Raw genomic sequence first — 12,510 nt, forward strand, 5'->3', positions numbered from 1 at the left:
CTTGATTTAAATATATAAACAAGGTTAACTACAACATAGATTGATTATTTATACCTTTAATCAAGTTCTATTTGATCAATTCTAAGCTAAACCACAACGAGGAAATATTATGAATAAAGATATTTTTGAAGGTAACTGGGAAGAATTAAAAGGTAAAATGAAACAAGCTTGGGGTAAATTAACAGATGACGATTTCCGTGAGCTAGAAGGTAACCAACAAGAAATTTTTGGCAAATTACAAAAACATTATGGCTACACGCGTGATGAAGCTGAAAAAGCGGTGAGAGATTTCACAGACAGGTAGACATCAATTTATAAATTTTTCTTATAAACTAGACTAGCCAATTATGGTTAGTCTAGTTTACTCTTCGTTACTGGCCTTTCTAAAGACAATCTACGTACTAAGAATTAATATAAATACTAACCAAATAGAATTAAGGCTAAGACCATTTATTAAAAATATAGTTAGGCTATTTAATTATTACTCGGATAAAAATAATAACTTTCTTCCCTAATGAGTAAGCGAGGGACGATTTTCTATTTTTGGCACCTCGCCATATATATTAGGAAGTTCTGTATCAACATCAAATCTATGTGCAATATCGGAAGCCATGGTCTCATCAGGGGGTTCTTTTAAAGTCAAATGATGTAATAAATTATTTCTCTCATTATCTTGGCTGTCTATCATCTTTTTACCAAGAGAACCTAATTCTTCTATAAGCATCGAGATAATGCCTCTATTGTGAAGGGCTGCTAAATGCAAAACTGTAGAGCCATTACTTGTTTTTTGGAGTAGAAGACTTTTATCCTCCATAAAGGCTTTAACGATGTCATTTGCACCTTGTATAATAGCTAAATGAAGAATGTTTTGGCCTTGGGGATCAAGCATTTTAGCTAGCTCTAGGTCTGGTCTTTTTGCTAAAATCATTTTTATATAGTCTGGATTTTTTAAAGCTACCAAATCTAAAATTAACGTTCTCTTATCAGTATCAATAAAATCTAGTAATTCTGGATCAGTGATTGGCAATAAATATTTAAAAATAGCTTCATTTGCTTTAGATGTGTCATCGAGAGGGCTTCTTGCAACTAAGTTAAGGGGCAGATGTCCAGATCGATTAATACAATTTGGGTTACTTTTATGCTCTATTAAACATTTTACGGTTGGTAGTCGAAATTTATCTGCTGCCAAGTGGAGCGCTGTATTTTTATTCTCATCGGTAATATCAATGTCCACATGGTTATTTAAAGTAGCGTCTAAAAACCGATCATACCCTAAAGAGGCTGCTTTATGTAGAACCGTTCTTCTAGATTTATCATCAACAATATCTTCTAAAGAACCATATTTATTTAAAAGCATGCATTCTTCAACTAAATGCCGGGTAGCAGCAAAGGATACAAATTGAAAATCACTTTTAATAAACTGTGTACACCAGCTAGTTATCTGCTCTTGTTGTTTTTTATCATTTTCCTTAACTTCAGTAATATTTAACTGATCTAATAAGGAGGCCCAATCACCAGGTAAAGTAGTTATAATCATGTTAAATCTCACTAATTTTTAAGGGTAACGGATAATACATCCTTTGATAAATCCTTCTCTATTGTTATAGAGCTCTCTTTTGATTGATTACATTGCTTGCGAAGATCTTCACAAGCCTGAATTACATCGTCTAACGTTGGCCTTTCTTTGCTTTTTATATTAATCATACTTGTAATTAATTCCTGTATTTGCATTCCAACAGAAGTGCTAAAAATAGGTGCGGAAAAATCAAGCTCAAAAGTTTTGTTTTCTTCATTCCTATAATCGTATAATTGTCCAGCTAACTCATTTTTATCTTCTGCGTTTAGATTGGCTGCTAAGTCATATAATACGAGCCCAATTTGATAAACCATAAACGGTTTTGGATCAACCTCACTTGAATGCATCCTATGATATTCTGAAGGTGCATAATTAGGAGTAGTCGATATTGAATTTTTAGGAACCTTCCCCTCTTTTACTAATACAATTGATTTTAAGTCGGCTGTGATAACATCGTCATTGTCTCGAATTAAAAAGTTTTCAGATTTTATATCCATATAAGCCATATTATTTTGTGCAAGCGCTGATGCCATGGTTGCTAATTGCTGAGTCATTCTAAGAACCTCAGCAGAGATCATGGGGAAATCGTTGAGCTCCATCGCTTGGCGATAGGCTTTAAGATTGCCCCGTGGGCAATACTCTGATATAGCTATATTAACTGCACTTTCGCCTAAACTTTGTAAGTATTCGGTAGGATAATAAAAAATATCACGGGCAATATACTGAGAAACGCCTTCAAGTTTTATAATTTTTTCTCGTAAGATATAATCTGTAATTGGGCCAGAAGCCTTTTCAACGCGCACTACATATTTCTTTACTTCTGTACTATGTGTAGCTAACCAATTCCTATTATTATTACCACCTATATAATGTAGGTTAAATCCTTCAGGAAGCAAAACATCTGCCTGTTCACGACTTAGCTTTGTGATGAAATCATTAAAATTTGAATGGTCAGGATGGATAAAAATATCTGAGGATGAGCCACTATCTGGTCCTTGACTAGAGACAGCCATCTTACGGAATAACCTAGCTAATGCAGCATTTGTACTAACTTGAAGCTTATGAAAACGCTTAAACATTTTCTCTTTTTTATCTGGAATATCGTTTAATATTATAGCTACAATTTTTTCTTCTAACTGATGGAGTCGTTGCTCTTTTAACTTACCTGCCTCTTCACTTTCAACTTCTTCCTTACGGTTCTTTTCTCGATGGAGCTCATCTAATAAGGAATCCACTTCTCTATATTGCTCTGAACGCCAGCGATCACGACTTTCACGCTTAGGATTAAACAAAGAGATTTTTAGTCCGGTCGTCTTATTAGCCCATACTCTACTTTCTGGAGGTGATGGCATTTCCATTAGTATCTTTTCGGGAAATTGTTCCAGTATCTCTTGAATTCTACTTTCTAAAAATTCTTTATGATGAAATCGCCAAATATAAAAAAGATGGAAATTCAAATCTTCTGTAACATGCTGATCGTAATAGTTTCTATAAATTATTTTAGTTTGAATTTGTATTCTTTTTAATGATAATAATTCTTCAAGCAATCCTTTGGCTTTTTCCTTTTCATGATCTTCAATTAAGCGATTTAATGTCTGTATATCTGATAAATTGGCAAGTGCCTCATCTGAGAAACACTCTTTACTTAAACCTACTATTTTTTTCATACATACCTTAAACTAAAAAATAGTTAAAATACCAACTAATTGTTCAATTTTAACACAAAAAGGCTAATAATGGAATAGATTAATCAAAATTATAAGGGTTACACTAAATTTTAAATGGCATGCTAGGTGCAAGGTTTTCTGACAAGTAATAAAAATAATGCGATAACTTAATAGAATAGAAAGAAAATGATACTATCAAGATATATTTGCAACGTGGTTAAATAATAAATTACGATAAGCCTATAATTTTATTTGAGTAGAAATGCTAGGGAAATTTTATTATCAATAAGTAACATAATTAGCAAAATCTTATTAATTAAAATGATAATCGAAATTTTCCTCTAATAGCTACTCAATAAATTTCAACATTTGCGAAAACGAGTGCCGAGTTTATTATGGATAACCTAAGAACTATGGTTAACAGTCGTTGGTTTTATAATTTTATTATTATATTAATAGTACTTAATGCTATAGTTTTAGGGCTTGAAACTTATCCAACTATAACTCAAAAATATGGCCCCTTACTTACCTTTCTTGATAATACTTTCACAACTTTATTCGTCATAGAACTTAGTTTAGAAATGTTAGCGTTACGTAAGAAATTTTTTACTAATCCCTGGCACCTGTTTGATTTAATTGTCGTCTCTGTATCGTTGATTCCTGCAGGCCAGGCTTTTACAGTATTACGGGCTGCCCGTGTTTTACGAGTATTAAGACTCGTATCTGCCTTTCCTTCCTTGCGACGCGTTATTCAAGGCTTAGTTAACGCAATCCCTGGTATTACTTCTATTGCTGGTATTTTACTTATTTTATTCTATGTCTTTGGTGTTATGGCGACGAGATTATTTGGGCAAAATTTTCCTGAGTATTTTGGAAGTTTACAGGCATCTCTTTTTAGTTTATTTCAAATTATGACGATGGAAGGCTGGCCTGATATTGTTCGTAAAGTAATGGAAATTTATCCTTATGCTTGGATCTTTTTTATTACTTATATATTGATTGCAACTTTTTCTGTATTAAATCTATTTATTGCAGTCATTGTCGATGCCATGCAAAAACAGCATGAAATTGACGAAGAGGCCGAGCAGAAAGAATTGCAAAAAATTGAAAATCTTTTAGAGACGATTTATCAAAAATTAGAAAATATTGAAAATAAAAATAGTAGAAAATAATAATAAATTTATAAGATTAGTAGTTTCAGTTACCTCAAAAATTATCTCTATTTGGCTTATTGCCTGTAACAACACAAATATGTCAAATAAAAACTTAAAAAGGTACAGTAATATGAAAAAAAAATTACAAATAGAAAGAGAGTCTAAAAATTACAATGGTGATAGCGGCGCTAAACGTTATTTGTTTCTTACTAGGATAACTTAAGATATCAACGCCGCTAAATAAAAAGTAAATGAGTTAAACCAATATTCTAATAACTTTAATGCAAAGTCCCCCTTAACATTTCAACCTAAAAGCAATCAACTGAAAGCGAATGGCTTTCATTGCAACAGGGAAGTTCGACTTTCAATAAAAAATTATTCTCTTATATCAGCGTTCATTACGTCTTCTAAAACCTTTTTTAGACTGCACTTAGATCTAGTTCATCGCTAAATCTATTATTACTACTTAGTAGCGAGAGAAAATTAAGAAATAAAAACCTCGTATTTTACTAATTCTGATACTTCTGCCCCACATTGAGAATTTAAATAATAGGTAAATTTCCCGGATCTGCCTGGTAAAGTATTTTCTGTCCAAGTTAACGTTTTACCTTCCCACAGGGTTTGTTGCATCCAGTTTCTAACTTGATAGTTAGTAATATTGAGGCTTCCTTCTGGCTTTTGCCACTTCAAGGTTATACTCTTTTTATCTTTAGTATAACTAGCGGAAATATTAGCGGGAGGCTTGCATAAAGTAGGCGTAGCAACTTTATAGCTTTTAATACTTTGCACAAACATACTAGCCGTTTTCATATGGGGATTAGGCGGTCCAGCATAAGGGCCACCAATGGCTAGATTAACTATTAAATAAAAGCCGCCCTCTTTATCATTAAAACCTCTACTTAAAGCATTAGCACCATCTGCTGGTAACGAATCAGTTTTTAAGGGCCCCCAAATTTTTTTATTATCATAATAACCTGTAATAATATAACCACCTTTGATGCTTTGAGGATCTTTATTCCATTCAAAACCCCATTTATGAAAATCATTATACAATCGTTTAACTTCTTGCTTACGAATTAAACGATAACCTGGCCCTTTACAATCGCCGCCGTTACAGCTTGGATCTTTACCATTAAAATGTAAGGCAGCAGTCATTATGTCAAAGCTTGTATTCTTAGGGTAAGCTTCCATGATGTCGATTTCGCCATTTGTTGGCCATTGTTTGTCATTAGTAGGTAAAAGCCAGATTGCCGGCCACAAACCACTATGATAGTTAACTGGATTCGTTCTTGCTTCACACAATCCATCATCACTGCTTTCACAGCGTGGTAACTTAGCGATTACTTCAAGATAGCCATGCGATAAAGTACTTGTATCCCAAACAGTTGAATTTACCGTAGCATTATAAGGAGGCGCAGTAAGGTTGCGGCGTGTCATTATTTCACCCGCTTTCCAATAATTATCATTTATTTTGGTTGCTGATAATTTTAATTGGCCTGGTGCATTAATCTTATCAACGTAATAAGACACTAAGGATGAATCATAAACATTAATTTCGCCTGATTTCCTATGATCATAATTTGTAGCAGCATAGTAATTTAAGCCCTCTTTATTTTTATCGGTTAAAATATTTCTTACTAAACTGCACTGCTTGTTTTCATCAAAAGAACAAGGCGCTGCAAAGATATTCGTTGCTAACAAGATTGTAGTAGATGCTAAGATTCCCTTCATTACAAACCTAACTTATCCGTTAAACTTTAAAATCACTATATTATATTTACTTCTAGATGCGCAAATTTTATTTTAACTAACTAAATTACAAAGTAATCACAATATCAGGTAATTTAGAGACTGAGAATTAATTAGGTTTAGCTTCTTATCTATGCTTAAAATAATTGCGGGAAAAATCTTAATTTATTTCTACAGTTACGCCAGGCTTTATTAATTTACTAAGTTTTACTACATCCCAATTAGTTAGACGAATACAGCCATGACTTGTAGAACGTCCTATGGTTTCTGGCTCATTGGTACCATGAATTCCAATACCTTTTTTATTTAAACCTATCCATACCACACCTACCGGGCTGTTTGGCCCCGGTGGAAGATTGTGATAATTATTACTTTGCTTACCTTCTTTAAGCATCCTTTTATCGTATCTAAACCAGGGAAGGTATCTAATACTTTTAATCTTCCATTTTCCTTTAGGAGCAGGTAATTCTTGTGAGCCAGGCGTTATAGGAAAAAAAGCAATTACTTTATTATTTTCAAAAACCAAAAGCGTTTTTTTACGTGTGTTTATTTTTATAATTCTTTTAGGCAAAGGTAAATGTTTAGAAACACCCGTTTGAGTGAGGCTTTCTATAAGAAAAGGGGTTACATTTGGGACTTTTACCTTATCAGCCGGTTTTAATTTTTTAAAATTCACTTGAGGATTAATTTCTTTTAAAAAATCAATGTCAGTATGAAAACGCTCTGCAATAAACTCCGCTAAAGTTTCATAAGGTAATGCTTTCTTCTTTGCCTGTTTTTTTATTTTTTCTGGAATAGAGCCTAAATAATTTTTATCGTCATCGTTTATAGTATAAAAAGTATATAGTTCAGTAAGAGACCTTGGTTGTGGTAATTTGTAACACTGAAGTATTGAATTAAATCCTGTACGTTTTGTAGTTGCTTCTTCTAAATTAAAATTATCATTCACTAAGACTTGATTTTGGCGATAAACGGTATAGGGTAAAGGAAAATCCATTTCATTGTATAGAGGTTTAAGTTTAAATGATTCATGATATTTCAATGCTTGTTTTGTAAACTTGCCTCGGTGTCCATCAATTTTCCCTGTGCTAAAATTTTGCTCATCTAGTAAAATTTGCTGTTGTATAATTTTATCTCGAAAATTTTCTATATTTTTTGCATAAGTACTAAAGCAAAAGCAGAATAAAATCCCTACATAAACGATATATTTTTTCATAATTAAATATAACTGTTTAATTATAAACATAGCATATATAACTTAAATTTAATGCTAAATCTGTACAATTTTTAACCAAAAATTGATTCATTATAATTTTTATTACAAAAAAATCTCTGCTTTTGGAATTAAGGCAAACATAATGAATTGCAATAAACCTTTATAATCAAATATTAAACCTTAATTGGCTATACTTGCTAGATAAGATTTTAATTCCTTTACTATAGTCTTGACATGAATGTCACAATAATGTTAACTTAAATAGTCACAATTAAATATATAAAAAATTGGACAAGACTATCACCATAAAATTGACTAAAATTTCCTATAAAAAGGACTGGTCTATATAACATAAGGAGTGACTATGTTTAAACGAAGTTTATTATGTGGCGTTTTTGCTCTAACAACTATTTCTCCCTTAGCTGTTGAAGCGGCTGTTCATGGTCATAGTAATGTGACTCAAAATGTCATTACTGATACTGCAATTACAGCGAAAGTCAAAGCACTTTATGCGAAATCACATTTAGTTCCTGGCACAAAAATTTCAGTAAAAACAAAAAATCAACAAGTTATTCTAACAGGTAAATTAGAAAGTGATTTGCAATATGAGCGTGCACTTGCCTTAGCAGAATCAGTAGAAGGCGTTAAAAGTGTTAATGCTGATCACTTGTCTATAACTAATAGTAAAGCACCTTTAACTGACACGATGCTTACTGCAAAAGTAAAAGGTGTTATTTTAAAAGAAAAATTATTTGGTAAAAAAGCTGTCGAGTATTGGCCAATTAAAGTTGAAACAAAAAATAGAATAGTTTATTTAACTGGTGAGGTAGATAACGATAGAGAGCGAGCCAATATCACTAGTTTAGCAAAAAACATACGTGGTGTAAGAGCAGTTCATTCAGCAATTGCTGTGAGGTAATTAAGGTGAGTTTGACATAAATTGATGATTTTTTTATGTCGAACTCCACCCTATAAAATGCGCAGCCTTTGTACATGCTTCAAGAAAAAGAATAACTTATTTTAAATCATTTATTTGTAACTACTGTAAGGAGATTACAATGAATACCAACCATATTGTAAATGCTAATGATGTAATCGGAGTTAAAGTTGAGAATATTCAAGGTGATAATCTCGGTAAAATTGAAGCCTTGATGCTTGATAAATTAAGTGGAAAAGTAAGCTATGTTGTACTAAGTTATGGCGGCTTTTTAGGGTTAGGTAATAAACTATTTGCAATGCCTTGGAGCATTTTCTCTTACAACAAAGATCGCGATTGCTTTCAAATCCCTTTAAACGAAGAACAATTAAAAAACTCGCCTGGCTTCGATAAAGATAATTGGCCAAATATGTCAGATAAAATGTGGAGTGATTCTATTGCACGTTACTATGACACTGCCATTTCTAGTCGAGATGATCGCTCAAGTTCAGGGCAATTTTAATTAACTTTAGTGCAGTAACTTAAGTTACTGTACTATTTTCTTTTATTAGACCACGTGCATAACCTGTTTATTTTGTGTGAGTGCTAGGCGCAAGGATTTTGAGGAGCGGAGTTTACATGGCGTAAATGAGTACCGGAGAAACCCTTGCAAAACAGCAATCCCGCAAAATAAACAGGTTACGCAAGTGGTTTATTAACTTTTATGCATCATTTGTTGATGCGCGCACTCTTCACATAAATCATTAATATCTTCAATGGTATCATCTCCTTGAGGCAATACCTCTTGAATTGGCTCTAAATTATCCATATCTTCAATTTCGATTTTTGCGCCACATTTCTTACAAATTTTCATTGTCGACATAATTTTATCCTATTTTTATAATAATTAACTTGAAAATCAAAGAACTTAGATTTAATACAATAGATTGCTTAGTAGCTAGTACTATTAATAAATGTTAAATTGTTTATATCTTCATTGAAAAAATACTTTTATTTAATTTTAGGTGCTATTAATAAAAAGTCTCAAGTCTTATGAATTTAAAAAACCCCGAAAATCTAGTAATTGATAATGAATTTAATGTGCCACAAGCCATTATTTATCAAAAACAGTGGTCTAAAAAGATTGAAATAAAACCGATATCAGAAATAATAAATTATGTGGTAGGTATTGATATAGGTTATGATTATCCAAGCAATCAAGCGTTTACTGTCGCCGTTCTTTTGGATGCAAAAACATTACAGCCTATTGAAGTAACTAAAGCCATTACCCCGATTGAGATCCCTTATAAGCCTGGTTTCTTATCTTTTCGCGAAGTTCCTGCTTTATGTCAAGCATTAGATCAATTAAGGATTAAACCTGATTTAATTGTTTGTGATGGACAAGGAATAGCACATCCTCGTCGATTTGGGTTAGCTTGTCATATTGGGTTAGCCTATGATATACCAACTATTGGCTGTGGCAAAAGTAAGCTGTATGGCTATGCGAAAGAACCAAGTAATAAACCAGGTGATTACTCTGAGCTTCATGATAGGCAGAGTAATATTATTGGCGCTGTATTACGTAACAAATTAAATGTTAAACCGCTTTACATTTCCGTGGGACATAAAGCAGATCTTACAAGTGCATTAGCTTGGATCTTAAAACTTACAAAAGGTTATCGCTTGCCTGAGCCGACCCGGTTAGCTGACAAGCTTGCTCATGAACATAAATTAGCTAGCCTTGCCTAAAAGATAAACTAATTAATTTAAATTTGTTGTATTTTAAATAGGGATATTGATATGAATGATAATAAAAAAGACTCAGATTTAACTCATTTAAAAGAGCTACAGATAGGCGAGCAAAAGCTTTATGGTGGAAAAGGTGGGGATTTACATCAGCTCGCGGATACTAATGCTGCAACCCTCACTACTCAGCAAGGTATCCCTATTGCAGATGATCATAATTCGCTAAAAATTGGACCACGTGGCTCGACCTTATTAGAAGACTTTATTTTACGGGAAAAGCTCTTCCATTTTGATCATGAACGGATACCTGAACGAGTTGTCCATGCCCGTGGGTTTGGTGTTCACGGTTACTTTGAAAATTATGAATCTTTAAGTGATGTTACCAGAGCCCACCTTTTTCAAAAAAAGGGGGAAAAAACGCCTGCTTTTGTACGCTTCTCTACGGTAGCTGGCAATAAAGGATCACCCGATTTAGCACGTGATGTGCGAGGTTTTGCTGTTAAACTATATACGCAAGAAGGTAACTGGGATATCGTTGGTAACAATATTCCTGTCTTTTTTATCCAAGATGCTATTAAGTTCCCTGATGTTGTTCACGCAGCTAAAGACGAGCCTGATCGAGGTTTCCCACAAGCTCAAACAGCCCATGATAATTTTTGGGATTTTATCTCGTTAACGCCAGAATCAATGCATATGGTTATGTGGATTATGTCTGATCGTACTATTCCACGTTCTTTCCGCTTTATGGAAGGGTTTGGTGTTCATACCTTCCGTTTAGTTAATCAGGAAGGTAAGTCTACTTTTGTAAAATTTCATTGGAAACCCAAGCTAGGCATGCAATCTGTCACCTGGGATGAAGCGGTTAAAATTAATGGCGCTGATCCTGATTTTCATCGACGCGATTTATGGAATGCTATTCAAACAGGTAGTTTTCCCGAATGGGAGCTTGGTATGCAGTTGTTTGATGAGAGTTTTTGTGACCGCTTTCCTTTCGACGTGTTAGATGCAACTAAAATTATCCCTGAAGAAGAAATTCCTATTAGACCTGTTGGACGATTAGTTTTAGATCGTTGCGTAGATAATTTTTTTGCTGAAACTGAGCAAGTTGCTTTTTGTACGCAAAATATTGTTCCTGGGATTGATTTTACTGATGATCCTTTATTACAAGGCCGTAATTTTTCTTATCTTGATACCCAATTAAAACGTTTAGGTAGTCCTAACTTTACCCATTTACCTATTAATGCACCTAAATGCCCATTTGCGCATTTCCAGCAAGATGGCCATATGGCATTTATTAATCCTAAGGGGCGAGCAAATTATAATCCTAATTCTTGGGGAGTAGGTCCACGCGAAAACCGACAAAATGGCTTTAGCAGTTATCCCAACCATGAAGAAGGACCTAAATTAAGAGTACGCCCGGAAAAATTTGCTGATCATTACAGTCAAGCACGCCAATTTTATTTAAGTCAGACAGCTATCGAGCAACAACATTTAAGTGATGCACTTATTTTTGAGCTCAGTAAAGTTGAAACAGCTGAAATTCGAGAGCGTATGGTTGCCCATCTGCTGAATATTGATCAAAACCTAGCTCATACCGTAGCAAAAGGCTTAGGTATTATGCAATTACCTACCCCAGCTCCTGCTGCTAAACCCACCCTACAAAATTTACCAATTTCGGATAAATTAAGTATTTTAAAAAATACCCCTAATAGTTTCGCTGGTCGGACAGTAGGTATTTTATTATCAGATGGTGCTAATGCCAGTCTTTATAATAAGCTAGTTAAAGAAATAGAGGCTGAGGGCGCATTATCTTTTGTTATCGCGCCTCACATTTCGGGCGCAACCTTAAGTGATAATAGTAAAGTTAAAGTGAATGAAAAAATTGGTGGCGGTCCTTCTTTCTTATATGATGCTGTCGTCCTTTTAATTGCCGAGCCAGCCACAACGGAGTTCCTGAAGTTACCTAAAGTACAAGAATTTATCAATGATGCTTATCTTCATTATAAATTTATAGGTTATGAGCAACACTTACAACCTCTATTAACTCAAATAGGCTCTATCACCCATTTAGATGATGGCTTTATTAAATTAATAGATGAAAGCACCATACCGCAATTTCTTAAAACTTGTCGAAAGCTAAGATATTGGGCACGTACTATTTAATGTGAGTTCGACATGAAAGAGACAAAGGCTCTTTCATGTCGCTAAACGAACGTTATCCCGTAAAATGCAAAGCAGTTATACGGGATATTAAATATAAATAATTAATCCTCCTACTGAATCTAATCTATATATAGATTAGATTCAGTCAACTTTATTTACATTTAGGATATTTTATTATCAGCCTACTTCTAGACTATACTAATTAAGAAATGCCTTTCAATGTATTTAGATATAAGGCCGATGTTCTAGAACATTGCCTACTGAATTTTAGCCAATTTAGTATAAAACTTAGTGGGGCATTAGATTAACTCATAAATAATATT

Annotated in this window: 11 protein-coding genes; 6 read left to right on the top strand and 5 right to left on the bottom strand. The window is 33.5% G+C overall.

Annotated features, from left to right (window positions below):
• Window positions 1-109: 109 nt before the first annotated feature.
• Entirely contained in the window at window positions 110-304 is a 195-nt protein-coding gene (locus tag DYH30_RS14860; RefSeq protein WP_115332399.1) for a CsbD family protein, read from the top strand.
• 207 nt (window positions 305-511) lie between these two features.
• On the opposite strand, the gene DYH30_RS14865 is transcribed toward DYH30_RS14860, so the two are convergent.
• Both DYH30_RS14865 and DYH30_RS14870 read right to left on the bottom strand, forming a co-directional pair.
• The gene (locus DYH30_RS14865) at window positions 512-1,537 is read right to left on the bottom strand and encodes an ankyrin repeat domain-containing protein (RefSeq protein WP_115332400.1); all 1,026 of its coding nucleotides are present in this window, start codon (window positions 1,535-1,537) and stop codon (window positions 512-514) included.
• A gap of 11 nt (window positions 1,538-1,548) precedes the next feature.
• Window positions 1,549-3,243: a protein kinase domain-containing protein gene (locus tag DYH30_RS14870; protein WP_115332401.1), complete on the bottom strand. Its 1,695-nt coding sequence runs from the start codon at window positions 3,241-3,243 to the stop codon at window positions 1,549-1,551.
• Between the two features lie 395 nt (window positions 3,244-3,638).
• Between DYH30_RS14870 and DYH30_RS14875 the strand changes: the two genes are divergently transcribed.
• Window positions 3,639-4,415, top strand: coding sequence for an ion transporter (locus DYH30_RS14875; RefSeq protein ID WP_207385769.1), 777 nt, complete (start codon window positions 3,639-3,641; stop codon window positions 4,413-4,415).
• Window positions 4,416-4,880: 465 nt separating this feature from the next.
• Here DYH30_RS14875 and DYH30_RS14885 read toward each other — a convergent pair whose 3' ends face one another.
• Together DYH30_RS14885 and DYH30_RS14890 are read right to left on the bottom strand one after the other, a co-directional pair.
• Window positions 4,881-6,128: a glycoside hydrolase family 16 protein gene (locus tag DYH30_RS14885; protein WP_115332404.1), complete on the bottom strand. Its 1,248-nt coding sequence runs from the start codon at window positions 6,126-6,128 to the stop codon at window positions 4,881-4,883.
• 178 nt (window positions 6,129-6,306) lie between these two features.
• On the bottom strand, window positions 6,307-7,392 hold the full coding sequence (locus DYH30_RS14890; RefSeq protein ID WP_115332405.1) for a L,D-transpeptidase: 1,086 nt from the start codon (window positions 7,390-7,392) through the stop codon (window positions 6,307-6,309).
• Window positions 7,393-7,726: 334 nt separating this feature from the next.
• On the opposite strand from DYH30_RS14890, the gene DYH30_RS14895 reads away from it, so the two are divergent.
• On the top strand, window positions 7,727-8,281 hold the full coding sequence (locus tag DYH30_RS14895; protein WP_115332406.1) for a BON domain-containing protein: 555 nt from the start codon (window positions 7,727-7,729) through the stop codon (window positions 8,279-8,281).
• Window positions 8,282-8,420: 139 nt separating this feature from the next.
• Complete coding sequence (locus DYH30_RS14900) at window positions 8,421-8,801, top strand: PRC-barrel domain-containing protein (RefSeq protein ID WP_115332407.1); 381 nt, start codon at window positions 8,421-8,423, stop codon at window positions 8,799-8,801.
• Between the two features lie 192 nt (window positions 8,802-8,993).
• Here the strand turns inward: DYH30_RS14900 and DYH30_RS18050 are convergent, their stop codons facing one another.
• On the bottom strand, window positions 8,994-9,161 hold the full coding sequence (locus DYH30_RS18050; RefSeq protein WP_160116224.1) for a hypothetical protein: 168 nt from the start codon (window positions 9,159-9,161) through the stop codon (window positions 8,994-8,996).
• 170 nt (window positions 9,162-9,331) lie between these two features.
• Between DYH30_RS18050 and nfi the strand changes: the two genes are divergently transcribed.
• On the top strand, window positions 9,332-10,027 hold the full coding sequence (gene nfi / locus DYH30_RS14905; RefSeq protein ID WP_115332408.1) for a deoxyribonuclease V: 696 nt from the start codon (window positions 9,332-9,334) through the stop codon (window positions 10,025-10,027).
• A 51-nt stretch (window positions 10,028-10,078) separates the two neighbouring features.
• Window positions 10,079-12,187, top strand: coding sequence for a catalase (locus tag DYH30_RS14910; RefSeq protein ID WP_115332409.1), 2,109 nt, complete (start codon window positions 10,079-10,081; stop codon window positions 12,185-12,187).
• Window positions 12,188-12,510 lie beyond the last annotated feature (323 nt).

Origin of the sequence: Legionella busanensis, from assembly GCF_900461525.1 — a bacterium.
In the GTDB taxonomy this organism is placed as follows: Bacteria; Pseudomonadota; Gammaproteobacteria; order Legionellales; family Legionellaceae; genus Legionella_C; species Legionella_C busanensis.